The organism is Sulfitobacter sp. M13, from assembly GCF_053474885.1.
The window spans coordinates 2,743,338-2,768,433 of the sequence record NZ_CM130281.1; the positions used below are offsets into that span (position 1 = coordinate 2,743,338).

The window sequence follows — 25,096 nt, forward strand, 5'->3', positions numbered from 1 at the left end:
GATTTTTAACCATTTGGAAACTGATCTGTGCCTAACGTGGGTTAAGCGCGCAGGCTTGGGCGGCTGCCACATTTTTAGCCGTAAAGGGTGCGCTAAAACTATGCGGGCTGAGTGCTGTGCCATTTAGGTGCAAGGCGACCATCTGTGCGGACGATGCGCGGTGCCATGGCATTTGGGCAAGGATCAACTCGGGCTGCGGACCACAGGTGCGGATCCCCCCTGCGATTTCTGCGTCGCCTATGCGGTGGTTTGTATAGCCCTCGGCCGTCGCAATGACGCTAAGACTGCTGTTCTCGTAGGAAAGCAGTTGCACGGAGCCTGACAGATGCGGGGTAACAACGATTGCAATCTCCAGCCGTCCGTTGCCAGTAAAATCCGCCGCGCCGATTGGGGCCAACCACCGGTTCTTGCGCCCGATATGGGGTGTGTGTGCAACCCGTCCCGATGCGTCATAGACCGCCAGCCGCGCGCCTTGGGTTTGGCTGCTTTCGACCACGATAACTTCGGGACTGCCGTCGCCGTCTAGATCAGCAAGACGAGGCGATGTGTCTTCGAATACAAGAGATCGTGGCAGGATGACACGCCGTGTGGTGCCGTCAGTCAGTACGAACGTGAGGCTGCCCCATTCCACCGCGTCACCCAAAACACCGTGATCATACCGTGTCGTCGGGTCGCCGAAACTGGCGCGGGCTATCACGTCGGCAAACACAGGAACCGCGCTGATGGAACCCGCCACCAGAATGGGCAGAAGGCGCGACAGGGTGTATCGCGCCAACATCTGCATCATATCTGCTTTTCGGGCATTTTGACGCGCAAGCCGTCCAAGGCGTCGGTCACCTTGATCTGGCAGGTCAGGCGCGACGTGGCGGGGTCAGGCTCGAACGCAAAGTCGAGCATGTCTTCTTCCATGTCATCCTTCGCAGGGACTTTTTCGACCCAATCGGGGTCCACATAGACATGGCACGTGGAACAGGCGCATGCACCGCCGCAGTCGGCTTCGATCCCGGGGATATTGTTGTCGCGGGCCCCTTCCATGACGGTCAGGCCATTGGCCACATCGACGACATGTTCGGTGCCATTGTGTTCTACATAAGTGATCTTGGCCATCTGACTGCCCCTTCGATTTTAGAATTTCGACATGTGTACCCAGCAGCTCGCGGCTTCGCCAGCCCCCTTTTTTTCCCAACTACGGCATTGCCGCATTATTCAGATCGCGGTCGGCCTATCAGCTAGGCATTGCTGCGAAAACCCGCTAGCGTGCGGCGGACCCTATGACCCGCAAGGCCCGGCTGTGCAGTATTTTCGACGATCACATTTAGCTCAATTTGCCTGCATATTCACGGTTCTTGCAACGCTAAGCGCCTGTGGTGCCCCCGCTGAGGAATCAGACCTGCCCGAACCCGGCGTCCGCGAGGCGACGACGAACGGCCCTGCAGGGGCGGCACCGGGCAGCTGTTGGGGTCGGACCGTTTCACCAGCCGTGATCGAGACCGTGACGGAACAGGTACAGGTACAGCCGGCGCAAATCAGTTCCACCGGTGAAATCCAGTCACTGCCGATCTACCGCACGGAAACGCGCCAAAAGATTGTCAGCCCGCGGGTGGACAACTGGTTCGAAACCCCCTGCACCAGCGCACTTACGCCTGACGTGATCGCCACGCTGCAACGCGCGCTAGAGGCGCGGGGGTTCTATGGCGGGGCCATTTCATCGCAACTAGATGACGCGACCCGCAGCGCAATGCGGGCGTATCAAGTGAGCACCGCAGGACCCGACAGCCCCGTGCTGGCGTTGGCGACAGCGCGGTCCTTGGGCGTGATTGCCGTGTATATCCCCGGCGTCGACACGAAGACCGAAGGCTAAGAAGCCAGATCAAGCGCCTGAAAAACAAAACCTTTGTCTGTGATCTCGCTATAGGCTGTGATGCCGAAGACGGTTTTTACGGTGCTCGGGGTCAGCGTGTCTTGGGGCAGCCCATCCGCGGCGATTTTCCCGTTGTGCAGCACGACCAACCTTGTGCAATGCCGTGCGGCCAGCCCTAGATCGTGAAGCGAAACCAACACACCACGCCCCTGTGCCGCTGCTTGGGTAAAGCTGCGCATTGCGGCAATTTGATGGGCCGGGTCAAGTCCCGCGGTCGGTTCATCCGCGATCAGCAGCGGGGCCTCTTGGGCAAGGCTACGGGCGATCAGCACCCGCGCTTGTTCACCGCCAGATAGCTGCGTCGCGGGGCGATCACGAAACCGGTCCAAGCCCATCTGCTCTATCGCGCGGTCAACCGCTGCCTGATCTTCTGGCCGCTGCTTTTGCCCCGCACGTAAATGGGGTGTGCGACCCAAACGGATGACGGTTTCGACTGTCACCGGCCATGCAATTTCGCGCGATTGAGGCATCCACGCGACCGCCTGCCCCCGCTTCCGGGCGGAAAGCCCCGCGAGCGAGCTTTGCCCGTCGGCGGGGATAAGTCCCAATGCAGCGCGCATCAATGTCGTCTTGCCTGCGCCGTTAGGGCCAACCAACCCCACCACCTCGCCTTCGCCGAGCGTCAGGTCAACTCCGGATAAAACCGTCTTATGCCCCCTCCTGACCGATAGGTTTTGCAATGAAAGCAATGTCATACCCCCTCCTTCCGCGTGCGGTATATAAGATGGAGGAACAACGGCGCGCCGACCAATGCAGTCACAACGCCGAGCTTGAGGTCGCGGTCCGGCACCACAAGTCGGACCAGAATATCGGAGGCGAGGATCATCGCCGCGCCCCCAAGCGTCGCAGCCCACAGCAAAGCCCCGGGTCGTGCACCGACAAATCCGCGCAGTAGATGCGGCATGACCAGCCCGACAAATCCAATCGCTCCCGCAACGGCGGTAGAGGCGCCCACGACCGCCGCCGTGCCAAGGATCACAGTCAGCCGTAGCCTTAAAAGGTTGATCCCCATCGCTTCTGCCGCATCTTCACCCAAGGTTAGCGCATCCAGCCCGCGCCCAAGAGACCCCAGCAGAAGGCCGCCCCCCAGCAGGAAGGGCAGCGCAATCCAGACGTGGGTCATCGACCGGTCCGCCAACGACCCCATCATCCAAAACACGATCTCATTCGCCGCATAAGGGTTTGGCGACAGGTTCAACACCAACGACGTCAAGGCTGCGGCAAAAGCGGATATCGCGATACCAGCTAGGATCAGCGCCAGTGACGTGCCCCGCGGGCCCGCCAGTAGTAATACCAGCAGTACACCCAATAAAGCACCGCCAAGCGCCATCGCGGGCAGCGCCAAAGCGGCAATTGCCGCCAGCCCCGTCTGAATCGCCAACACAGCGCCCAAAGCCGCCGACCCCGACACGCCGATCAATCCCGGGTCGGCCAACGGATTACGCAGGTAGCCCTGCATCGCTGCACCGGAAAGCCCCAAGGCACCGCCGATCAACACCCCTAAAAGCGCACGAGGAAGCCTGATTTCGCGCATGACGATGGCCAAGGGGCCGCCCTGCCCCGATATCAGTGCGTTCATGCTATCGCCCACCGATGCCGTCGACGGGCCTATCAGCAGAGATACGACAAACAGCCCGAGCACCAGCCCGATTAGACTAAGCGCCAAGATAGCTGACCGCCCCATCAGCAGCGCCCCAAAAGGGGCCAGCACGCAATATACCCCTGTGCATAACCATTAAGAATTAACGTCGGGTGAATAGACCTGCTCATAATTTTCCTTGGTCTCATGCTCTTGCTTGTTCAACCCCGTTCGATTTCACCACATTTTCAGGCGCGCCGCGAGGGGCGTTCGGCGGTGGGGTATAACTTAAACTTTGCAGCACGTGAACTTTTCCGCCGCCTTGTGCGTTAGCCTTTAAATATATTAGCGTCTGGAGCTTTACTTGGAACATTTGCCTTCAATTCGGCGCTCGCTTCAGCTGATAGTTTTGATTTCTCTTTTCGTTACAGCCTATTTTGCTAAGGATCTGATACTTCCTATTGTTTTGGGATTTTTACTTGCCCTGACCCTATCGCCCGTCGGGCGCGCCCTAAATCGCGTCGGTGTGCCACATCCGGTGTCAGCATTTCTACTGGTGACCGCGACAACGCTGGTGATTGCGGCCGTGGTCCTCTTATCGGCCGGTACCGTCGCAATCTGGAGCGATGAAATCCCGCAAATGGGTCGCGAAATTCAGATAAAGCTCAGCGGAGTCAGCAATGCTGTTGAAACGATGCGCTCTGCATCCGAAGAAGTTCAGAAACTGGGAACCGACTCCAACACCGCTACCGCGCCGCAAGAGGTGGTCGTGCGCCAACCTGGTCTGCTTGATACTGCGATGGATACCGTAAGCAAGACCGGCGCTTCGCTGGCTGTGATCCTTATTCTGGCGCTGTTCCTTTTGGGGTCCGGAGAGCTCTTTTACCTAAAACTTGTACAGTCCATGCCGACGTTAACGGAAAAGAAACGCGCGTTGCATACAGTTTATGCAGTGGAAAAGCGGGTGTCTCGCTATTTGCTTACCATTGCTACAATCAACGCGGTCTTGGGGGTCCTCGTCGGCACCTACCTGACGATCTTAGGGCTGCCGTCCGCTTATATCTGGGGCATTGCGGCGTTCATGTTGAACTTCCTGCCCTATATTGGCGGGTTCGCGGGTGTCTTGCTGGTTGCTGGCTTCTCGCTTGTGACGTTTGATACCGTCGGTTATGCGATGCTCGCCCCGATCGGCTATTTGACCCTGACCCTGCTTGAAGGTCAGATCATCACCCCATGGCTGGTAGGCCGCCGGCTTGAGATGAACACGGTGGCCGTGTTCCTTACTGTGGTTTTCTGGGGGTGGTTATGGGGCATCCCCGGCGCGTTGGTCGCGGTGCCCTTTCTTGTGGTGTTCAAAGTGGTCTGCGAGAACTTTGAACCGCTTCATACCATCGGGAGCTTCCTGTCCGCAGAGCAGGTCAAACCCGATGATATGAGGGATCAAGCAGTGATGTCAGCCAGCGAGTGATGGCAGCCAAAGCACGATAGACGGGAACGCCACGAGTAACGCGATCGTCACAGCATCTGCGATGAAGAACGGCGTTACACCTTTGAACACGTCCTGAACGCTTAGATCAGGGCGCACACCGGCAACGACGAAACAGTTCAAGCCAATGGGCGGCGTGATCAGACAGAACTCTGCCATCTTCACCACCAAAATCCCGAACCAGATCGCACACATCGGACCCGACATGCCAAAGGCACTATCCGCAGCAGAGACGAACTCTCCGCCATTGAGCGCCATCACCGCGGGATAGACAACCGGAAGCGTGAGCAACAGCATGCCGATAGCATCCATGAACATACCCAAGACTGCATAGGCCAACAGGATGCACACGAGGATCAGGACCGGCGACGCCTCAAGCCCTGAAATCCAGTCGGCAAACGCGCCGGGCAGATCGGCAAAGCCCAAGAAACGTACATAGATCAGCACGCCCCAGATGATGGTAAAGATCATCACGGTCAGCTTGGCAGTCTCAAGCAAAGCGTCTTTCAACTCTGCCCACCGCATGCCACGATACAGAGCCATCAGGAACACGATGAACGCACCCACAGCCCCACCTTCGGTCGGGGTACCCCACGCGTCGCCGAACGGGTTATAGACGAAGAAGATGATGATGATCACTACCGCAAAGATCGGCATGGCTGCAGGAAGCGAGGCGAAACGCTGTTTCCACGTAAAACCGGTAACAGGAGGACCGACGTTTTTCCAGATGGAGGCGATGCCAACGATCAGGATCGCATAGACGATGGCCGAAAATGCACCGGGGATAAAACCCGCCAAGAGCAGTTTGCCAACGTCTTGTTCAACGATGATCGCATAGATAACGAGGATCGCAGACGGCGGGATCAGCGACGCCAATGTGCCCCCTGCCGCGACAACGCCCGCGGCGAATTTCTTGTTATAGCCGATCGCCAGCATTTCCGGGATCGCAATGCGCGCGAACACAGCCGCGGTTGCGACGGACGCACCAGAGACGGCCGCAAAACCGGCCGTCGCAAAGACGGTAGAAACAGCAAGCCCACCTGGCAGCCACGCGATCCAGCGCTTTGCCGCTTCGAAAAGGGCGCGGGTCAAACCGGCATAATAGGCCAGAAACCCGATCAATATGAAGGTCGGGATCAGGCTCAGCGTCTGGCTAGACACTTTGGAGTGAGGCACCTGCCCCGCGGTTTTGATCGCAACGGTCAGCGCCCAGTCCAGTTCAGACCACTGCATCCCTTTTTTAGCCCAAAAGATCCAGATCAGGCCAATCAAGCCTGCCATCGCTGCGGCAAACGCCACACGCATACCGAGCACCACCATAAGCAGCAGCCCGCCCGAGACCCAAAGGCCAATTTCAATAGGGTCCATTATCAGTCCCGCCCGTCTAGATGTTCAGCTTCCGCCATGGCCTGTTCGGCTGCGGATTGTACCAAAGGTACGGCAACGGGGCTTTCCAACCCCAGTACGAATGCGCGTCCATATCCCCAGATTTGCAGCAACAACCGCAAAGCCAGAACCGAGAACGCCATCGGCACGATCAGTTTCGCAGGCCAGATCGGCAGCCCGATGTCGATAGAGCTATCGCGGCTCCACATGGGGGCGGCAAAATCAAAGCTTCGCTGGAAATGCGCCCACGATCCCCAGATGAGCGCGATCATCAGGATAAAGATCAACAGAACCGAGAACGTCTCCGCGGCCCATAATGCGCGGCCTTTAAGCTGGCCGATCAGGATATCCATGCGCACATGGCCCCCGTTCCGCTGGGTATAGGAAATGCCCATGATCGCGATCAGTGGCATGGCGAATTCAATCCAGTCGACATAGCCGGGAAGCGGCGAGGCAAAGAACTTACGCCCGCCGACGGACCAGACGGCAAGCACCATCAGCATGAAGACGGCAATTCCGGAGACAAGGGCAAACACGGTTTCAAGGCGTAACAGCCCTTTGTCGATACGGCTGAGCAGACTGCCGTCTTCGAGCACGGCGGAGGAACCGGCCATGATGCTTTCCTTTCAAATGAGTGGGAGGGAGGTATTGGAAACAAAGAGGGCCTGAAAAACAGGCCCTCTTCACCGTGCGGCTTAGTTAGACGCGCGTTTTTCTTCGAGTGTTTTGATAACCAGATCGTACAGCTCTTGGCCAGGGATGCCTTGGGCTTCCATGTCTTTGATCCAGGCTTCACGTGCAGGGTCGGCAGCTTTGGCTTTGAACTCGGCCAACACCTCGGGCGAGAACATAACTTTTTCCACGCCTTTTTCTTCCAGCACGGTATCCCAGCGGCCCAGCAGCTCGCCGTAGTTCGCCAGATAGTGATCCAGCGCCTCGTCAACGGAACCGTCCAGCGCTTCTTTTTCTGCGTCCGACAGGGCATCATAGGCGTCGATGTTGACCACAACAGGGCAGTTCACAGTGCCGGGGTTCAGGTTCGCCGTCCACCAGTCAGCCTTGTTGATCGTGCCAAAGCTGAGGTGTGCGTGCTGTGCGAAAGCCACTGTATCGACAACACCAGATTCCATCGCGTTATACGCTTCGGAAGAGGTAACGGAGGTCGGAACACCGCCAACGGCTTCAAAGGCTTTGCCCAAACCGCCTGTCGCACGTACGCGCATGCCTTCGAATGATTCCAGCGTGTCGCGCGCTTCGCCCGTGCCCACAAGGTTGTACTGTGGCATCGGCGAGGTCATCAGCATTCTGGCATTCCACTGCGCCATTTCCTTGGCCACGGCGGGGTGCGCATAAACGGCACGGGAAACAGCGACTTCTTCTTCGAGGTTCTGAACGCCGAGGAATGGCAGCTCTAGCACGGTGATCGCGCGGTTCTTATCCGCGTGGTAGCCCGCGCAGAATTGAGCCATCTCGAAGGCGCCGATCGAAATACCATCAAGGTTGTCAGAGTTCTTGGACAGACCGCCATAGCTTACATTAATGGTGAATTCGCCGTCTGTCTTTTCCGAGACAAGCTCGGCGATCTTTTCAACGTGCTCTGTAAAGGCGCGACGCTTACCCCAGACGGAAGCGCTCCATTCCGTTGCGGCTGCTTGCGAGGCAAAAGCAAAAGTCAGGGCGCAGACAGCTGCGCCGTTTAGTAGATTATTCATTGTTATCTCCCTTATGCGGACTGTTGGTGGCCCGCTTGGGCGAAATACTACCTTCAGGGGGGCGGGCTGCCAACCCCCCAAGACAGGTCGCAGCCGCGGTTGCAGGAGCCTTCGGCGAGGATTTCAGGCCATTTGGAAGCACGCCCTGTGCGTAATGCGCACCCGTTGACAGGCAATCGGCGAAGTTTGCTAGGGATTTTGCATCGCGAGCGGTGAAATTTACTAATTTGTGCGGAATGCGGAAAAATATTTACAGACAAACCGCGTGTTTACATATGCTTATTTCCTTCTTTTCACTTCGCGTTATGATCTGCCGAGGGAGAGCCGCCGCGCGCAAGCGTCTGTGCGGCAGCAAACGAACAGAGTTCTGAGGGAGGAACCATGTCCAACGTCGCAACACCAACCTATCCGCCGTCCGACAAAATCGCCGACGCGGCCCATGTGAACGCCGCCAAATATGATGCGATGTATGATACCTCTATCTCGGACCCCGAGGGGTTCTGGAAAGAACAGGCGCAACGCGTTGACTGGATGGCACCGTTCACCAAGGTCAAAGACGTCGATTTCACTTTTGGGCAGGTCAAGATCAATTGGTTCGCCGATGGCGCGCTGAACGTCAGCGCCAACTGTATCGACCGCCACCTTGAAACGCGCGGCGATCAGACCGCGATCATCTGGGAACCCGACAGCCCTAAAGAAGAGGCGCAGCATATCAGCTATCGCGCCCTGCACAGCCAGACGTGCAAGATGGCGAATATCCTGCGCGACATGGGCGTAGGTAAAGGCGACCGTGTAATTATCTATATGCCGATGATCCCCGAGGCCGCCTATGCCATGCTGGCCTGCGCGCGCATTGGTGCGATCCACTCAATCGTGTTTGCCGGGTTCTCTCCTGATGCGTTGGCAGCACGGGTGCAAGGTTCGGACGCAAAGGTCGTCATCACCGCAGATTTTGCGCCGCGCGGTGGCAAGGCTACCCCGCTGAAAGCCAACGCCGACAAGGCGCTGGCGTCCTGCGACGCTTCGGTCAAATGTCTGGTGGTGCGTCGGACCGGCGGCGATGTTGCGTGGAACGACACGCGAGATGTGGATTGTACAGCACTGGCCAAAGAGGCGTCAGACAGTTGCGCGCCAGAAGCGATGAACGCAGAAGACCCGTTGTTCATCCTCTACACCTCCGGCTCGACCGGCCAGCCCAAGGGGGTTGTGCATACCACGGGCGGCTATCTGGTCTATGCTGCACTAACCCACGAGGTGACCTTTGATTACCACGACGGTGACGTCTATTGGTGTACCGCGGATGTGGGATGGGTGACGGGTCATAGCTATATCGTCTATGGCCCACTTGCCAACGGGGCGACCACATTGATGTTTGAAGGCGTCCCCACCTACCCCGACGCCAGCCGGTTCTGGCAGATCTGCGAAAAGCACAAGGTCAATCAATTTTACACTGCGCCGACCGCCATTCGTGCATTGATGGGCAAAGGCCGCGCATTCGTAGATGGATGCGACCTGAGCAGCCTGAAGTTGTTGGGCACCGTAGGTGAACCGATCAACCCCGAAGCCTGGAACTGGTACAATGATGTGGTTGGCAAAGGGAATTGCCCCATCGTCGATACGTGGTGGCAGACCGAAACCGGGGGTCACCTTATGACCCCGCTACCGGGGGCACATGCAACAAAGCCCGGCGCCGCGATGAAGCCGTTCTTTGGTATCAAACCGGTCGTACTTGACCCGACAACGGGTGCCGAGATTGACGGGAATGATGTCGAGGGTGTTTTGTGTATTGCCGACAGCTGGCCCGGCCAGATGCGTACAATTTGGGGCGATCATGAACGGTTCGAGCAGACCTATTTCAGCGACTACAAAGGCTATTACTTCACCGGCGATGGGTGTCGGCGCGACGCGGACGGCGACTATTGGATCACCGGCCGCGTGGATGATGTGATCAACGTGTCTGGCCACCGTATGGGGACGGCAGAGGTGGAAAGCGCCCTTGTCGCACATCCAAAGGTAGCCGAGGCCGCGGTTGTCGGCTTTCCACATGATATCAAGGGTCAGGGCATTTATTGCTACGTATCCCTGATGAGCGGCGAAAGCCCGAGCGATGAGCTGCGAACCGAATTGCGCAACTGGGTCCGCACCGAGATTGGGCCGATTGCATCGCCAGACCTGATCCAGTGGGCCCCCGGGCTGCCCAAAACACGCTCGGGTAAAATCATGCGGCGTATCCTGCGCAAGATTGCAGAAAACGACTATGGCGCGCTTGGCGATACCTCGACCCTTGCAGAACCAGAAGTCGTCGACGATTTGATCGCAAACAGAATGAACCGCTAGGGAGCGACAACGAAAAAGGGGCACCACGCGGTGCCCCTTATGTCTTAAATTACCTAGATATCGAATTTAGCCTTCGACACGTTGCAAGGTGATTTCACCCACACCGATAGCAAAGTTCACACCATTTTGGGTGTTCAAGCTAATCGGCTGCAACGCCAGTGTATCTTCAGAACCACCGACCATCACATTGGCCCCAAGTCCGACGCCAAAGGTCGCTTCTGCCGATATGCCCTGATAATCGCCGTTTAGACCACCCTCGTAATATTCGGATTCAGTCGGTGCCAGAACAAGCCAGGACATTTGGCCGTTCTGTGTCTTGCCGATATCGATGCCATAACGCTTGATATCGCCGACATATGTCTCGTCTGCCAAACCTTCCTGCACGGGGTTGAAGGTACAGGTCAGTTCACGGGTAGAACCGAAGATAAAGCCCGTGCCATCACCGACATCACAGCTCAGCGAGCCGACTTCAGTGTGGTCCACAGTCTCGCCGTCATCTGCCAAGGCAGGCGCGGACAACGCAGCGCCGGTTACAAGTGCGGCTACAGTCAGCTTGAGGGGTGCAAAACGATTCAGTGTCATAATCTATCCTTCCGGCGGGAAAACCGCCTGTATCAGTCGTGAGCGTCGGCATTCGGGTGCCTGTTGGCGGTGGATGGAACGTCATGCTCCAGCACCCCTTTTCCGACAGGCATTCCGGTATGTTACGGTCACGCCTCTCAGTGAAGGGACAACACGTTGGGGACGGTTCGGTTCCACCAAACCGCTATTATCGGCGGCCAAGGCACGGGGGTTTGCCGTCTGGACAAATCCAGCGTCGCGTGGCACCGCTGCGATATGGCTGACAATATGCACCACTTCATCCCCCTGCCCGACGCAACAGTCGAACTGCGCCGCGCTTTTGGCCGGTTTGGCACAGGCGTGACGATCATCACGGTTCAGACCGCCGATGGCCCCTTGGGGATGACCGCGAATTCATTCTCCTCAGTTTCGCTCGACCCGCCGTTGGTGCAATGGTCCCCCGCGCTCAGCTCCAAACGCCATGACGCGTTTACACAGGCTGCGCAGTTCGCCGTGCATATCTTGGACTCACGCCAACGCGCTCTTGCGGATGCTTTTGCTGTTTCCGGCGATGCCTTTGGCGCATTCGACTGGTCAACAGGCCCCAACGGCGCCCCAGCGTTGTCAGGCTGTCTTGCAAGCTTTCACTGCGACACCTACGCCGTCCACCCGGCGGGCGACCATTCGATCATCCTTGGCCAAGTCACCCACGCTGCCTATGCAACAGACGAAAACGCTTCTGGCTTGATGTACGATCAGGGCCGCTACGGCCGCTTCACGCCGCGCGTAGGGTAGCAGGCTAAGCTCTTCCAAATGGATCAAATCCCGGGGGTGCCTCGGCCACGCCGAGGCGGGGGCTGGCCCCCTTCGGTGTTATCCCTGTCTTTGCAGCCTCTCGGATCAGATCAATAATCTTTTTCAAAGAAAATACCGATCCCGGTATTCCCGTCGGACCCCACCGTTCCCTTGGCCGTCAAGTTTTTGGTTAGATCGAGGTTAATGGACACATCGGCCGTCCCATCCGAGGCTGCGGTGACATCCGTATAGACATTTTCCGAGATGTATTTCCCTGCGCGCACGGCCGTGGCCCCGCTGTCAGTGGTGGTCACATCCAGATCATCCAGTCCGAAGCCTGTGCGCAAGTTAGCAACGATCCCCGCGCCTCCACGTCCGGCCAGGGTCGCAACGGCACTGGCCAATTGCAGAGCTTGAAACGTCGAAATCTCCGAGATGTTTCGCCCAAAGAGCAACTGCGCCAGCACCTCATCTTGGGGTGAGTCAGGGGTCGATTCAAACGAGACTTTGGGCGACGTGGCTTTTCCCTCAATGATGACACGCACCTCTCCTGTGTTGGTAGAGGTCGATGTAGCAAAACGAAGATAGGGTACCAAATCGCCTTGAAAGCGTACGGACCCCTCGTCCAGCTCGAACCGCTTGCCAAGAATATCGAGCCGCCCGCGGATTAGATCAAACCGACCGGCCGAGATGATTTGGTTGGTCGATCCTGTCAACAACAGGCTGCCCCCCAATTCAGCATCCAGCCCGCGGCCCCGCACAAAGATACGGCGCGGCGCGTTGATACGAATATTCAGGCCGAACCCAGGCCCACTGTCGCTGCTGGCCGCAGGGTCGGTTCCGGTGTCGGCACCGGTCAACCCGGCCTTGCGACGGGTAGCTATGACATCGGCGGGTGCCCCGATAAAGTCGATCTGCGGAATATCCCCGATGCTCGTCATACCGGTCGACGGCACGCTGACTTCGGTCTCGCCCACATCGATCTGGCCGCTGATACTTGCCCCGCCCGCGAGGGGACCTGACAGTCGAAGATTCCCATCCAGCGACGTTCGGTAGAGCGACGGATCGATCAGCACGAGACTATTCAGACCGATCTGGATGTCGGCTGGCAGCGATCCCGTCAGGGTCACCCCACCTCCGACCTTGATCTGCCCACCATCGGCACCGCGAGCGGACAGATCGATCTGCGCACGGTTATTGCCCAATCGGATATCCGCAGCAATATTTTGTAATGACACCCTTAGATTAGGTGCCGATAGCGACGCGTCAGAGGTTTGCAATGTCCCCGTAACAGAACCAAGCGCAGGAGGACCGTTTACCATAAGGTCAAACCGGGCTTGGCCCTGCAATATGCGCGGCGCGATGAAGGGGGCCGACAGGCCCAGTGGCACGTTCCCGTTCACATCAAGGTTCAGGTTTCCATCATTCCCAACAAGTCCAGCAATTGTGGCGCGGGTGCCTGCAGGTCCGGTGGCATTGGTATTTACACGCCAGCCTGTGTTTTCCTGCTGGGCGGTGCCTGTCACATTCAGCGGACCGGAGAGTTTCGGCACCACCGCCCCAAGATTGGGGATCGTGATATCGTAGGTCAACGCGGGCGCATCCCCCGTGACCACCCCCCGCACCGACGCACGTGCGGCATAGGGACCGGTCGCGTTGGTGTTCACGACGATGCCGGCGGGCGTTTGCCGCACCGTTCCCTTTGCCGCAAGCGGGCCGGACACGCCCGGCACCAAGGGCTGCACATTGGGCACCGACACGTCAAAGGTCAGTGACATCTCGGGGCCTGTGGCCAATCCTTCAACCATGGCGCGCGCACCATATGGGCCGGTCGCGCTGGTATCGACAAAAAACCCCTTTTCCGTCTGGCGCACGGTCCCGGTCGCAGCAAGTGGCCCGTTCACCTGCGGCACCACCGCTTGAAGATTCGGGACCGATGCGTCGAAAGAGATATCAACCATAGGTGTTAACATACCTTGAACGGCGACCTTCGCCGCGTAAGGACCGCTGGCTTTGGCATTGATCTGGAAGCCTTCGTCTAATTGCTTGAGCGTCCCCGATGCCTCGACCGCGCCTATGACCAGAGGGGCAAACGCCTCCACCCGCGGGATCGACGCGGTAAAGTCTAGATCAAGCGGCGTCAGCAAGCCCTCGACAGTGGCGGTAACCTCCTCGGGCGCAGTGGCTTTGGTGTCCACTTGCCACCCGTCCGGCGTCTGGCGCAGCACACCGGCCAAGGAAACCGGACCTTCCACGGGGGCTTCGGATACAAAATCGCGCAGCTCGGGTACATCGGCTGTGAAATTGAGTAAAGCATTTTCGCCTGTCGCGAGCCCCTTTGCTGTTAGTGCGGCTCCGTAAGGGCCGTCTGTCACTGCATCGACGGTCCAGCCGCGGCTGTCTTGGTCGGCCTCGGCCTTGATCGTGATCGGGCCGGAGTATTGTGGCAGCACCATCGCGATATCATTCAATTTTGCTTCAATTCGCGCCTGAGAATTATCGCTTCGCAATTCAACACCGCCGCTGGCGGTCAGCGCGTCGTTCTCAAGCATCAAATCGCGGACAAATGTACCCGTCTCATCCCGCGACGCGCCAAGGCTGAGCGTCGTTTCCCCAGCAAGCAAGGCATCGGCCTGTTCGATTCCGACCTTCAAATCTTGTGTCAGGCCAGAGATATTCAGATCAAACGTCCCATCCAAAGGCGTAATTTGGCCGACGATATCGACATTCGCCGCACCGTCCATCTCGCGTCCGGCAAGAGCGGAAAAGCGACTGATGTCAGTGGCTTCTAATCGTGCTTTCAACTGGGTCAGAAAACTTTCACCTGGGCCGCTGATCGTTACGTCCCCCGTCAAACCGTAGTCTGTGCCCGACAGATCAAGACCGGAAATCTGAACCGGTGTTCCTTCGGTGTAGACGATTGTCGTGCGACCGCTCAACGACTTGCCGACAGCTTCGGAGACGGCAGCATTGGTTAGCGACAGCCCCTGTGCTGAAAACCCGAGGTCGCCCATGAATTCGCCGACCGATCCCGCATCGCCTTGCAAGGTGCCGTTCAATGTCACTTGGGTCGTTTCGGTAGCGAGCGCTTCGGTGGCAAGCTCGGCGACGTCGAAAGTAGCATTGATCGCGTCGCCGTCTTGCGCGTCATAGTTCACGTCCAACCCAACGCGACGCACATATGTATTGCCACCTGCGACAGGCAGCAGAACAAGGCTCCCGTCGGCGCTGGCGACGGTACCGGTGATGTCGATCAGGCTGGGCCAATTGTCACTGTTCAGCGTGATCTTGCCTTGCAGTTCGGCTGACTGCGCCTTGAGAGCGAAGTCGCTGACATCGACACCGCCTTCCGCCTTGACCAGCGCGTCGAGAGACAACGCCACATCGGTTCCGAAGAATTCGCGGTATTGCGATAGGATCAACGCGGTCACGTCACCCTTCAGATCGGCCCGAATGCGGCGGTCCGGCGTGGTGTTATCCCCTTGAGCCGCCACAACAACCCGACCGGCCAGACGCTGTTCGCCATCCGTGGAAAGGTCAATATCCGTTTCAAAGTCCGACAACGGCCCGCGACCCGCAATAACAAGATCAACCGAGGGTTCATCCGGCAGTTTCAGCGTGCGCGAGATAATGCCCTTGGCTTCCTCAGAGAGGGTCACGGCCATTTCCAGCAAGCTATCGTTGCGGTCAAGGTCCGCAGTAATCTTGAACTCACCCTTCTTGCCATCGGTCCGTGCAGCAAGAATATCGACGGTCGCGGTATCATCGTTCAACAGCGCGGTCGCCTGCACAGTCAGCTGTGCCGGTTCGCCCAAAATCGGCGCGCCCAGGTTGATCTCGTCGACTGAAAAATCCGCCACGTCGATGGAGACGGGCAGATCAGGGATCGCAGGGAAGCTAAAGGGCTTGGCTTCCGGATCGGGAAGCGCTTCTACCTCCGAGACAGGTAGCCGCGGCACGTTCAACCGCTTTGCCGTCAGTGCCTGAACCTCTAGCCGCCCGCGCAGCAAGGCAGAGCGATTCCAGTCCAGTTCAACCTCTTCCAGTGTCAGCCAGACCCCTTGTTCATCAGCGATCGTCATCCTGTCAAAACGCGCACGCGAACTCAGCGCACCGGCAAAACCGTCGATGCTGACCGTGCGGCCTGCCCCGCTCAGGGCCTCTTGGATCGTGCGGGTAAGGAACCCTTTGTCATCCTCCTGTGCCGTGGCGACAGTACCGACAAAGATCAGGGCGGAAACCAGAAAACTGCGCATAAAGTGGATCAAAACGATTGTCCAATACCGATATAAACTTGAAAATTCTCATCTGTCTCGGGGCCTGAAACGGGTACCGCGAGGTCCACGCGGATCGGACCGATGCCTGTCGCATAGCGCAGGCCAAGGCCCGCCCCAGACTGCCATGTCCCTGACCCGTCATAGAACTCTTCCGCGCCGATATAGCCCGCATCGGCAAATGCAACGACGCCGATTTTGTCGCGGACCTGCCAGCGTGCCTCTGCGGATAGGCCCGCAAAGCTGCGCCCGCCCACTGTGTCACCACTGGCCAGATCCACGCCGAGCGATTGATAAGGTTGCCCCCGCACTGTGCCCCCGCCGCCCGAATAGAACAGGTAGTCTGCCGGAGATTCCGACAGCGTCGGGCCGTAGACCGACCCCAACTGACCGCGCAGCGCAAAGGTGACCGGCCGAGTGGTGCCAAAGGTTTTGTAGCCGCGCACATCGATATAGCTGCGCACGCCGTTATCCGACCCGGCCAGCGCGACAAATGGCGTCACGCTGGCCTTGGCATAGTATCCGTCTTTGGCATCCAGCCGGTTATCGCGATAATCATGCTCCGCGCTTAGCGGCAGGGTCAGCAACGTATATTCGTTCTCGCCAAAAGCATCACGGGTTTGCGCGGTGCGCAGCCCGACACCCAGACTGTAGGTACGTTCCTCGCTGGCGATGCGTTCGATGCCGGCTTCGAGGTCAAGTTGACGCGAGAAATAATTCACCTCGTCCAGTTGTTCGATTTCAGCCAGCGCATAGAAATTTGTGTCGGCGTTAAACGTCGCAGGGCGTTCAAAACGCGTCCCGAGGCGATAATCGGTACCGCCTGAATCGCCACCGATACCGGATACCTCCCCCTCGACGCGCAGCCTTTCGGCCCCGCCCAGCAAGTTGCGATGCAGCCAATAGGAGCTAACGCTCAGACCATCGAGCGATGAAAGTTCGGCGCCGAAACCAAAGCGACGCTTGGGCGCGTCAGTCACCTGGACGGTGATCGGCAGCACGTCTGGCGCTGTAATCTGATCGGCCTCGATCATGGCAACCGAACTGAAAGCACCCGTGCGCCGCAGCCGCGTTGCCGAGAGATCAAGCTGCTCTTGCGAATACACCTCTCCCGTCGGCAAGCCTGCGATCTTCTTGATCCGGCGCAGGGTCACGTCGCTTTGGCCCTTTACGGCCAGCTCACCAAACCGAAGACGTGGGCCTGGGCGCAGCCGCAGCGTGGCAGCCAAAGTCGCGTCAGGAACACGGGCCGTCAGCTGTTGTTCTGCCAATTCTGCTTTGGCGTGACCTTGATCGCGCCACCCCTTTATGCCAGCGGCAACGGCTTCCTTCATCACGCCCAACCTCGCAGTTTCGCCCGCGGCAAACTGTTCCGGCAGTTCGGTTTCCGGCGCCACAGGGGCAATCTCTGCCTTGGAAAAGCTGAACTTTCGCCCCGTCTCGATATCGATCACTGCACGGTTGATCTGTTTCGGCGGTGCCACCGGCGCAATGGCCGAAGCGTCTACACCGTCGAGGGTGATCTTGATGACGGCTGCGAAATACCCTTTGTCATAAAGCACGGCCAGCAGCCGAGCGTAATCAGCCTGAGCGGCAGCCAGCAACTCCTGGGTCGTGGGATCAGCGTCTTCGGCGGTTTCCTCGCGCAGCAGTGACCCGCCTGAGACCGTTTCGTAAAGGTCGGAGGCCTTGTCGATGCCCGTGATATCAAGCGTCGCGGCGAAACCAGCCGTGTATCCTCCCCAGAACAAAGCCGCCGCAGCTGTGGAGGCGCGCAGAAACGTCTTAAAATTGTCTGAATAAAACTGCGCCATGCGGTGCTCCCTGTACTCATGGTACGACGTGTCGTTGGGTGAGACTTAGAGCGCGCGACCGCAACGTCAGAAAACGAGTTTGTTATTAACTTATGCATAGCGGAAACCGCCTGCTTTCGGCAAACAGTCTGTTGGGCAAAATCAGGATTGTGAACCGCAAAACGCGCCGGATTGCGTCATTTCACGCATGACAGCGGAACTTTGCCGTGATGGCGTGGGCCTGATACGCAAAACGCCCGCCAAGCTGAAACTTGGCGGGCGTTTTTCTAGGGTCGCACACGGCGGCCCGTGGCCTGTGATCAGGCCGATTTCGCGAGGTTGCGCAGCACGTAATGCAGAACGCCACCGTGTTCGATGTATTCGATCTCGATCGCGGTATCGATGCGGCACTTGATCATGATCTCTTTGACCGAACCGTCTGCCATGGTGATTGTGCACGGCACTTCTTGCAGTGGCTTGATGGTGTCGAGACCGCTGATTGATACGGTTTCTTCGCCCGTCAGACCCAGGCTTTTGCGCGTGTCACCGTTGGTGAATTCGAACGGGATGACACCCATGCCAACAAGGTTCGACCGGTGAATACGTTCAAAGTTCTCTGCGATAACGGCTTTGACGCCCAGCAGAGCCGTACCCTTGGCCGCCCAGTCACGTGACGAACCTGCGCCGTATTGCTCGCCACCGAAGATCACCAGCGGCGTGCCGTTTTCCTGATGCGCCATCGCTGCATCAAAGATCGACGTCTGTTCGCCATCGGGGCCTTTGGTATAACCGCCCTCGACGCCATCCAGCATTTCGTTCTTGATCCGGATGTTGGCAAAAGTGCCGCGCATCATGACTTCGTGGTTACCACGACGGCTGCCGTACGAGTTGAATTCACGCACAGGCACCTGACGTTCAACCAGATACTGACCCGCAGGTGTGGTTTCCTTGAAGGAACCAGCAGGCGAGATGTGGTCGGTTGTGATCATGTCACCCAGAACTGCCAGAACTTTGGCGTTTTCGATGTTTGTGATCACGCCCGGCTCTGGCGACATGCCTTGGAAGTACGGCGGGTTCTGAACATAGGTCGATTGCGGTGGCCAGTCATAGGTCTTGGCGTCGGTGGTTTCGACGGACTGCCACTTTTCATCACCCTTAAAGACGTCGGCATATTTTTCCTGGAAGGCTGCGCGGGTCACGGTCTGCTCGACCAGATCAGCGACTTCCTTGGACGTTGGCCAGATGTCTTTTAGATAGACGTCGTTCCCGTCTTGATCCTGACCCAAAGGCGCACTTGCCAGATCGACGTTCATGTCACCGACCAGCGCATAGGCCACAACCAAGGGAGGCGACGCCAGATAGTTGGCACGTACGTCAGGCGAAATCCGGCCTTCGAAGTTCCGGTTGCCCGACAGGACCGACGTCCCGATCAGGTCGTAATCGTTAATCGCCTTGCTGATCGGAGCCTCAAGCGGACCGGAGTTCCCGATACAGGTGGTGCAACCATAGCCGACAAGGTTAAAGCCGATCGCATCCAGATCTTCTTGGAGGTTTGCGGCCTCAAGGTAGGCGGACACAACTTGGCTACCAGGGGCAAGCGATGTTTTGACCCAAGGCTTGCGGGTCAGACCCAAAGCGCGCGCCTTGCGGGCAACCAGACCGGCACCGATCATCACATAGGGGTTGGAGGTGTTGGTACACGATGTGATCGACGCGATCACGATGGACCCGTCATGCAACTGATAGTTGCCATCCTCGGTCTGAACATAACCGCGTTTGTGGTTACCTTCGTCCCCGGGGATGTCGCGAGGTTCAGGCTGGCCGCCCTCGCCTTCCCAACGGATTTCCGAATTGGCAGAGGTGTCTTTGCCCTCGCGCACGCCTTTGACGTATTCTGCAAATGCCGTGTGTGCCGACGTGAGTGCAATGTAGTCTTGTGGGCGTTTCGGGCCGGAAATCGCAGGTACGATCGTGCCCATATCCAGCGACAGCGTGTCGGTGTAGATGGGCGCATAGCCTTCGTCACGCCACATGCCGTTTTCCTTGGCATATGCTTCGACCAGCGCAATGCGGTCTTCGTCGCGGCCGGTTGTCCGCATGTAGCGCAGGGTTTCGGCATCGATCGGGAAGAAGCCACAGGTCGCGCCGTATTCGGGGGCCATGTTGGCAATAGTGGCACGGTCGGCCAATGGCAGCGTATCAAGGCCAGCGCCGTAGAATTCGACGAATTTGCTCACTACGCCTTTTTTGCGCAGCATTTCAACGACCTTCAGCACCAGATCGGTCCCGGTGGTGCCTTCCATCATGGCACCGGTCAGCTCGAACCCGATAACTTCTGGAATCAGCATCGAGATCGGCTGCCCCAGCATCGCGGCTTCGGCTTCGATACCGCCAACACCCCAGCCCAAAACGGCCATGCCGTTAACCATGGTGGTGTGGCTGTCGGTCCCTACAAGTGTATCGGGGTATGCGACTTCGACGCCGTCTTGGTCCGTGTCTGTCCAGACTGTTTGCGACAGATATTCAAGGTTCACCTGGTGGCAGATGCCTGTGCCTGGGGGAACAACGCGGAAGTTGTTAAACGCTTTTTGACCCCATTTCAGGAAGGTATAGCGTTCGATGTTGCGTTCATATTCGCGGTCGACGTTCATCTGGAACGCGCGTGGGTTGCCAAATTCGTCGATCATAACCGAGTGGTCAATAACCAGATCAACGGGGTTCAGCGGGTTGATCTTGTCGGCGTCGCCGCCCAAGGCCACCAGCCCGTCACGCATCGCAGCAAGGTCAACAACCGCAGGCACGCCGGTGAAATCCTGCATCAGCACGCGGGCGGGACGATACGCGATCTCGCGCGGGTTCTGACCGCCCTTGGCACCCCATTCGGCAAACGCCTTGATGTCGTCGACGGTGACGGTTTTGCCATCCTCGAAACGCAGCATGTTTTCCAGAACCACCTTAAGCGCGGCTGGCAAGTTCGAGAAATCACCCAGACCGGCTTCCTGCGCTGCAGGAATCGAATAATAAGCGATGGATTGGCTGCCCGCAGAAAGTGTTTTGCGGGTTTTGGCGGTGTCCTGGCCAACGATAATGGTCATGAATGGCTCCCTTTATGGGTTAAAAAAGGTCGGTGACTTGGGGTCTAAATGCCTTATTGCGCAGGTCGTTTCAACTGCAAACACGCGTTTCGACCGCTTTTGTATACCGTTGTGTACTGGAGTATGGCATTTTTCACATTGCACCATAACGTTTCAATGCCTCAACAAAGGTTGAGTGGTAATTGCAATACGCCCAGTCTACGAATTGAACATCCAAACCGAAAGTACCCTGCGATGTCCCGCCTGCTCACGTCCCTCATTGTTACCAGCTTGCTGTCCGTCGCACCTGCTTTTGCACAAGACCGTCCTGTCGTGGTCGAACTCTTTACGTCGCAGGGGTGCTCTTCCTGCCCACCCGCGGACGAGCTGTTCGCGGCGCTTTCCGAACGGGAGGACGTGATCGCGCTGGCGTTTCATGTGGACTATTGGGATTACATTGGCTGGAAAGACCCGTTCGGTGCGCCTGCGCACGCTGAACGGCAACGTGCCTACGCGATAACAGGGGGACGCACATCTATCTATACGCCCGAGATGATTGTGAACGGCAAGACAGATGTTGTCGGAGCCAAGCCGGTTGAACTGATGGAGGCCATTAACAAGCATAAGTCCGATGCCCCCCAAGTTGACCTGAGGATTGCACGTGACGGCGACATGCTGGAAATCAAAGCACACACTCTGTCCGGCGCGGCGGGTCCATTTGACGTGTTTTTGCTGCGGTATCACCCCATCGCTGCGACGCAGGTCAAACGCGGCGAAAACGCAGGCCATACGTTCGAGAACCGCAATATTGTCGCAGGCTGGCAGGCACTTGATCAATGGAGCGGGCAGGCACCGCTGTCCCTCACGGCAACCGTCACCGGAGACATGCCGAGTGTTGTTCTAGTCCAGCGCAGCAATGCCGGAGAGATCGTCGCTGCGGCGCGCATCAGGTAAAAAGACGCGCGACGCCGGTAGAATATCTTAAAATCGGATTTACTTGCCCCGATTGCGCCAGCGCCGATGGACCCAAAACCATTGTTCAGGATCCGCCTCTACACGCGCCGTCAGGCTGTCATTCAATGCTTGCGTCATCGTAGCCGCGTCGCTGTGCGGCACCGGAGCCTCAAGAACGGTCTCGAACGACACGCCATCCGGTTGGCGAATACCGTAAAACGGGATCAGCAAAGCATCATAGCGTAGCGCAAGCTCGGCGGCGGAGAGCGCGGTGTTTGCGGGCACGCCCAGAAAATCCAGCATCGGCGCACCAAATACATGCTGATCGAACAACAGCACCAACTGCCCTCCCTCCTTTAGATGACGCACAAAACCGGCGGTACCGCGGCGCCCTTGGGGGAAAACCGGACCGCCGAATGCTTCCATCGTCTGGACGTAGTGCGCGTTGAAGTAGGGGTTTTTCATATTTCGATAGAGGCCGCCAACGTCATACCCCCGCGCCACAAGACAAGCGCGCGTCGCCTCGTAGTTACCGTAGTGGCCGGTCACGAGAATGACGGGCTTGCCGTTTTTAGCGGCCGCCTCCAGCGCAGTGAAGCCTGGCCCGATCGGTGTGTTTTTAGCCATGCGCTTAGGGAAGTCACGCGCCGAGTAGTTTTCTATGAAACTGCGCCCGACATTATTCAGACATTTCGAAGCAATCTCTTCACGTCTCTCTTTGGACGTCTGCGGCCAGATCATGGCTAGGTTTTTTAGCGCACGCGCCCTATATCCCGCCACCGGCCCGATAACGCGCTGAACAACCCAACCAACGAAAGCCAACCGCGCCTCATAGGGCAGCAACAAGGCTAAACGGATGACACCAACTATAAACGCATTGGTTACATAGTGACCAGTGCGCCGTTTAAGCGGAACATTTGAAGCGTACTTAGGACTGGCCATGCGCATCTGCCTGCAAGGAAAAGCGCCCCAAAGGGGCGGGGCCTGCCGTTCATACCGTGCAGGGCACCGCGCAACAAGCGAGTTTCACCCGGCAGGCAATGCGTCACCGGGTGAAATGCGATTTCAATAGCTGAATGTCTGACCGGTAGAGATAGCTGTACGCAAGGAGGCTTCGGCCCACGTCCCTGCCCCGCCATGCGCACGAATGGCACGCAGCTCAGACAGCGCGGCGGGGATATCACCTTGCTCAACCAGCGCCTGCCCAAGATAGGACCGTGCAAAAATATTGGCAGGATTGGCTTCAAGAGCACGCGCGTAAAATGTCATGCTACCCGATAGATCGCCCATCTTGCGGGTGGTGAAACCCATATAGGTAAGACGCCTGTCGTCATATTCTGGCATAGTGGCGAGCACGACTTGCGCGTCCTCATAGGCCCCGGCATAGGCCAGTTCACGGACAGCTTGATATCGGTCGTCCGGCGTCAGGCGACTGTCTTTTGCATCGACGCAAGTTTTGGATTTCTTTTCATACACCTGCCCGTCTTCGCATTTCACGACATGCTTTGGCGGAGACGTATTACCGGAGCCCGCCGCAAAGGCTGCAATCGGCAGCGCCAATGACAGGATGGACGCAAACACAACACGCATACTCAAACGCTCCTGAACTAATCACACTGTAGATGTTAGCCGATCTGGACCACAGGTAAAGCGTAGCGTCACGATAGCGAGAGCGATAGGGCTAAATTGCGCACCCTTTTAATCAAAAAAGCTGCACCGTCGCAACGATGCAGCCTAGGATGCCAGCGCCAGATCAATCTTTGAAAACGCGCTTGAAGATCGTATCTACATGCTTCGTATGGTAGCCAAGGTCGAACTTTTCTTCGATCTCTTCAGCACTTAGCGCAGCCAAGACTTCGTCATCAGCCAACAACTCCGTTTTGAAGTCCTTGCCGTCCTCCCAAACCTTCATTGCGTTACGTTGCACGAGCTTATAGCTGTCTTCGCGGCTGACGCCGGCCTGCGTCAGAGCAAGCAAAACACGCTGAGACATCACCAAACCGCTGAATTTGTTCATGTTGGCCAGCATGTTATCTGGATAGATCAGCATATTGTCGATCACGCCGGTCAAACGGTGAAGTGCGAAGTCGAGTGTTATCGTAGTGTCCGGCCCGATCGCCCGCTCTACGCTGGAATGCGAAATATCGCGCTCGTGCCACGTGGTAACGTTTTCCATCGCAGGGATTACGGCCATGCGGATCGTGCGGGCCAGCCCGGTCAGGTTCTCAGTCAACACAGGGTTCTTTTTATGCGGCATTGCCGAAGAGCCCTTCTGGCCCGCCGAAAAGAACTCCGCCCCTTCAAGGACTTCGGTACGCTGCATATGGCGTACTTCGGTCGCGACGTTCTCAATCGAGCTGGCGATCACGCCGAGGGCGGCAAAGAACGCGGCATGGCGGTCGCGAGGGATGATCTGCGTGCTCACCGGCTCGGGCGACAGGCCGAGCTTTTCGCACACGTGCTCTTCAACGCGCGGATCGATATTCGCAAACGTGCCTACCGCGCCCGAGATGGCACCGGTCGCGATTTCGGATCGGGCCGTTTTCAGGCGTGTCAGGTTGCGGTCCATCTCTGCATAGAAGCGCGCAAAGGTAAGGCCCATCGTCGTTGGTTCGGCGTGGATGCCGTGGCTACGCCCGACGCGCAGCGTATTCTTATGTTCCATGGCACGGCGTTTCAGCGCGGCCAGCAGCAAGCCCATGTCATCAATCAGAATATCGGCGGCACGGGTTAATTGTACGTTAAAGCAAGTGTCTAAAACGTCAGAAGAGGTCATCCCCTGGTGCACGAACCGGGCCTCGTCACTGCCTACATGCTCTGCCAGGTGGGTCAGAAATGCGATAACATCATGTTTTGTAACGGCTTCGATTTCGTCAATCCGCGCCACATCAAACTCGACATCTTTGGCTTTCCAAACTGCTTCAGCGTTTTCGCGCGGGATCACCCCAAGGTCGGCCATTGCGTCACAGGCATGCGCCTCGATCTCGTACCAGATGCGGAACTTGGTTTCAGGGGACCAGATCGCAACCATCTCGGGGCGGGAATAACGGGGAATCATGTGGTGATACCTTTGTTTTGGGGTGTTTTGATGTAGCCGCGGGATAGACCGCGGGGGGGTAAAGAACAAGTCTGAACCCCTATAACGCCATTTCTAGATCAAAAGCGCGCCTTGATCATAGGCGCCTCCGGCGGGAGTTTACCGGCAAAATGAAGAAGCGGTCAGA

19 protein-coding genes are annotated in these 25,096 nt (G+C 57.7%); 5 read left to right on the forward strand and 14 right to left on the reverse strand.

Going from position 1 to position 25,096, the window contains the following annotated elements; all coding sequences use genetic code 11:
* Positions 1–31: 31 nt before the first annotated feature.
* Positions 32–787 (reverse strand): FG-GAP repeat domain-containing protein, encoded by a 756-nt coding sequence (locus ACVBAU_RS13110; RefSeq protein ID WP_448326725.1) that lies wholly within the window; start codon positions 785–787, stop codon positions 32–34.
* A complete protein-coding gene (locus tag ACVBAU_RS13115; protein WP_005854231.1) occupies positions 784–1,107 on the reverse strand; it encodes a 2Fe-2S iron-sulfur cluster-binding protein in 324 nt (107 codons plus the stop codon). Before ACVBAU_RS13115 ends, ACVBAU_RS13110 begins: the two co-directional genes overlap by 4 nt.
* Positions 1,108–1,291: 184 nt before the next feature.
* On the opposite strand from ACVBAU_RS13115, the gene ACVBAU_RS13120 reads away from it, so the two are divergent.
* A complete protein-coding gene (locus ACVBAU_RS13120) occupies positions 1,292–1,861 on the forward strand; it encodes a peptidoglycan-binding domain-containing protein (protein WP_448326726.1) in 570 nt (189 codons plus the stop codon).
* Here the strand turns inward: ACVBAU_RS13120 and ACVBAU_RS13125 are convergent.
* A complete protein-coding gene (locus tag ACVBAU_RS13125; protein ID WP_138922920.1) occupies positions 1,858–2,616 on the reverse strand; it encodes an ABC transporter ATP-binding protein in 759 nt (252 codons plus the stop codon). The genes ACVBAU_RS13120 and ACVBAU_RS13125 overlap by 4 nt on opposite strands.
* Positions 2,613–3,605: a FecCD family ABC transporter permease gene (locus tag ACVBAU_RS13130; RefSeq protein ID WP_448328994.1), complete on the reverse strand. Its 993-nt coding sequence runs from the start codon at positions 3,603–3,605 to the stop codon at positions 2,613–2,615. Before ACVBAU_RS13130 ends, ACVBAU_RS13125 begins: the two co-directional genes overlap by 4 nt.
* A gap of 304 nt (positions 3,606–3,909) precedes the next feature.
* Between ACVBAU_RS13130 and ACVBAU_RS13135 the strand changes: the two genes are divergently transcribed.
* Positions 3,910–4,968, forward strand: a complete 1,059-nt coding sequence (locus ACVBAU_RS13135; RefSeq protein ID WP_448326727.1) for an AI-2E family transporter — start codon at positions 3,910–3,912, stop codon at positions 4,966–4,968.
* Here the strand turns inward: ACVBAU_RS13135 and ACVBAU_RS13140 are convergent.
* The 3 genes from ACVBAU_RS13140 to dctP all read right to left on the reverse strand — a co-directional run bounded on the left by ACVBAU_RS13140 (position 4,954) and on the right by dctP (position 8,084).
* Positions 4,954–6,354 (reverse strand): TRAP transporter large permease, encoded by a 1,401-nt coding sequence (locus ACVBAU_RS13140; RefSeq protein ID WP_138922918.1) that lies wholly within the window; start codon positions 6,352–6,354, stop codon positions 4,954–4,956. The two genes, ACVBAU_RS13135 and ACVBAU_RS13140, sit on opposite strands and share 15 nt — an antisense overlap.
* 2 nt (positions 6,355–6,356) lie before the next feature.
* Positions 6,357–6,986, reverse strand: a complete 630-nt coding sequence (locus ACVBAU_RS13145) for a TRAP transporter small permease subunit (protein WP_448326728.1) — start codon at positions 6,984–6,986, stop codon at positions 6,357–6,359.
* Between the two features lie 81 nt (positions 6,987–7,067).
* Complete coding sequence (gene dctP / locus ACVBAU_RS13150) at positions 7,068–8,084, reverse strand: TRAP transporter substrate-binding protein DctP (RefSeq protein WP_138922916.1); 1,017 nt, start codon at positions 8,082–8,084, stop codon at positions 7,068–7,070.
* Positions 8,085–8,465: 381 nt separating this feature from the next.
* On the opposite strand from dctP, the gene acs reads away from it, so the two are divergent.
* Entirely contained in the window at positions 8,466–10,421 is a 1,956-nt protein-coding gene (gene acs, locus ACVBAU_RS13155) for an acetate--CoA ligase (protein WP_448326729.1), read from the forward strand.
* Between the two features lie 66 nt (positions 10,422–10,487).
* On the opposite strand, the gene ACVBAU_RS13160 is transcribed toward acs, so the two are convergent.
* Complete coding sequence (locus tag ACVBAU_RS13160) at positions 10,488–11,003, reverse strand: DUF992 domain-containing protein (protein WP_448326730.1); 516 nt, start codon at positions 11,001–11,003, stop codon at positions 10,488–10,490.
* A gap of 255 nt (positions 11,004–11,258) precedes the next feature.
* Here ACVBAU_RS13160 and ACVBAU_RS13165 point away from each other — a divergent pair, with 255 nt between their 5' ends.
* Positions 11,259–11,777 (forward strand): flavin reductase family protein, encoded by a 519-nt coding sequence (locus ACVBAU_RS13165; RefSeq protein WP_448328996.1) that lies wholly within the window; start codon positions 11,259–11,261, stop codon positions 11,775–11,777.
* 110 nt (positions 11,778–11,887) lie between these two features.
* Here the strand turns inward: ACVBAU_RS13165 and ACVBAU_RS13170 are convergent, their stop codons facing one another.
* The 3 genes from ACVBAU_RS13170 to acnA form a co-directional block, all read right to left on the reverse strand.
* Entirely contained in the window at positions 11,888–16,045 is a 4,158-nt protein-coding gene (locus tag ACVBAU_RS13170) for a translocation/assembly module TamB domain-containing protein (RefSeq protein ID WP_448326731.1), read from the reverse strand.
* Positions 16,042–17,865 (reverse strand): autotransporter assembly complex protein TamA, encoded by a 1,824-nt coding sequence (locus ACVBAU_RS13175; protein ID WP_448326732.1) that lies wholly within the window; start codon positions 17,863–17,865, stop codon positions 16,042–16,044. Before ACVBAU_RS13175 ends, ACVBAU_RS13170 begins: the two co-directional genes overlap by 4 nt.
* 299 nt (positions 17,866–18,164) lie before the next feature.
* Entirely contained in the window at positions 18,165–20,939 is a 2,775-nt protein-coding gene (gene acnA, locus ACVBAU_RS13180; RefSeq protein ID WP_138922910.1) for an aconitate hydratase AcnA, read from the reverse strand.
* A gap of 234 nt (positions 20,940–21,173) precedes the next feature.
* Between acnA and ACVBAU_RS13185 the strand changes: the two genes are divergently transcribed.
* Positions 21,174–21,872: a DUF1223 domain-containing protein gene (locus ACVBAU_RS13185; RefSeq protein ID WP_448326733.1), complete on the forward strand. Its 699-nt coding sequence runs from the start codon at positions 21,174–21,176 to the stop codon at positions 21,870–21,872.
* 39 nt (positions 21,873–21,911) lie between these two features.
* On the opposite strand, the gene ACVBAU_RS13190 is transcribed toward ACVBAU_RS13185, so the two are convergent.
* From ACVBAU_RS13190 to purB, 3 genes are all read right to left on the reverse strand, one after another.
* Positions 21,912–22,814, reverse strand: a complete 903-nt coding sequence (locus tag ACVBAU_RS13190; protein WP_448328998.1) for a lysophospholipid acyltransferase family protein — start codon at positions 22,812–22,814, stop codon at positions 21,912–21,914.
* A gap of 123 nt (positions 22,815–22,937) precedes the next feature.
* The gene (locus ACVBAU_RS13195; protein ID WP_448326734.1) at positions 22,938–23,462 is read right to left on the reverse strand and encodes a hypothetical protein; all 525 of its coding nucleotides are present in this window, start codon (positions 23,460–23,462) and stop codon (positions 22,938–22,940) included.
* Positions 23,463–23,625: 163 nt separating this feature from the next.
* Positions 23,626–24,930, reverse strand: coding sequence for an adenylosuccinate lyase (purB, locus tag ACVBAU_RS13200; protein WP_335744276.1), 1,305 nt, complete (start codon positions 24,928–24,930; stop codon positions 23,626–23,628).
* Between the last annotated feature and the right edge of the window lie 166 nt (positions 24,931–25,096).

What these genes read in the sequence shown, in the direction of transcription:
- ACVBAU_RS13110 (WP_448326725.1), bottom strand. Translation starts at nt 787, where the DNA reads ATGATGCAGATGTTGGCGCGATACACCCTGTCGCGCCTTCTGCCCATT.
- ACVBAU_RS13115 (WP_005854231.1), bottom strand. Translation starts at nt 1,107, where the DNA reads ATGGCCAAGATCACTTATGTAGAACACAATGGCACCGAACATGTCGTC.
- ACVBAU_RS13125 (WP_138922920.1), bottom strand. Translation starts at nt 2,616, where the DNA reads ATGACATTGCTTTCATTGCAAAACCTATCGGTCAGGAGGGGGCATAAG.
- ACVBAU_RS13130 (WP_448328994.1), bottom strand. Translation starts at nt 3,605, where the DNA reads ATGGGGCGGTCAGCTATCTTGGCGCTTAGTCTAATCGGGCTGGTGCTC.
- ACVBAU_RS13140 (WP_138922918.1), bottom strand. Translation starts at nt 6,354, where the DNA reads ATGGACCCTATTGAAATTGGCCTTTGGGTCTCGGGCGGGCTGCTGCTT.
- ACVBAU_RS13145 (WP_448326728.1), bottom strand. Translation starts at nt 6,986, where the DNA reads ATGGCCGGTTCCTCCGCCGTGCTCGAAGACGGCAGTCTGCTCAGCCGT.
- dctP (WP_138922916.1), bottom strand. Translation starts at nt 8,084, where the DNA reads ATGAATAATCTACTAAACGGCGCAGCTGTCTGCGCCCTGACTTTTGCT.
- acs (WP_448326729.1), top strand. Translation starts at nt 8,466, where the DNA reads ATGTCCAACGTCGCAACACCAACCTATCCGCCGTCCGACAAAATCGCC.
- ACVBAU_RS13160 (WP_448326730.1), bottom strand. Translation starts at nt 11,003, where the DNA reads ATGACACTGAATCGTTTTGCACCCCTCAAGCTGACTGTAGCCGCACTT.
- ACVBAU_RS13165 (WP_448328996.1), top strand. Translation starts at nt 11,259, where the DNA reads ATGGCTGACAATATGCACCACTTCATCCCCCTGCCCGACGCAACAGTC.
- ACVBAU_RS13175 (WP_448326732.1), bottom strand. Translation starts at nt 17,865, where the DNA reads ATGGCGCAGTTTTATTCAGACAATTTTAAGACGTTTCTGCGCGCCTCC.
- acnA (WP_138922910.1), bottom strand. Translation starts at nt 20,939, where the DNA reads ATGACCATTATCGTTGGCCAGGACACCGCCAAAACCCGCAAAACACTT.
- ACVBAU_RS13185 (WP_448326733.1), top strand. Translation starts at nt 21,174, where the DNA reads ATGTCCCGCCTGCTCACGTCCCTCATTGTTACCAGCTTGCTGTCCGTC.
- ACVBAU_RS13190 (WP_448328998.1), bottom strand. Translation starts at nt 22,814, where the DNA reads ATGGCCAGTCCTAAGTACGCTTCAAATGTTCCGCTTAAACGGCGCACT.
- ACVBAU_RS13195 (WP_448326734.1), bottom strand. Translation starts at nt 23,462, where the DNA reads ATGCGTGTTGTGTTTGCGTCCATCCTGTCATTGGCGCTGCCGATTGCA.
- purB (WP_335744276.1), bottom strand. Translation starts at nt 24,930, where the DNA reads ATGATTCCCCGTTATTCCCGCCCCGAGATGGTTGCGATCTGGTCCCCT.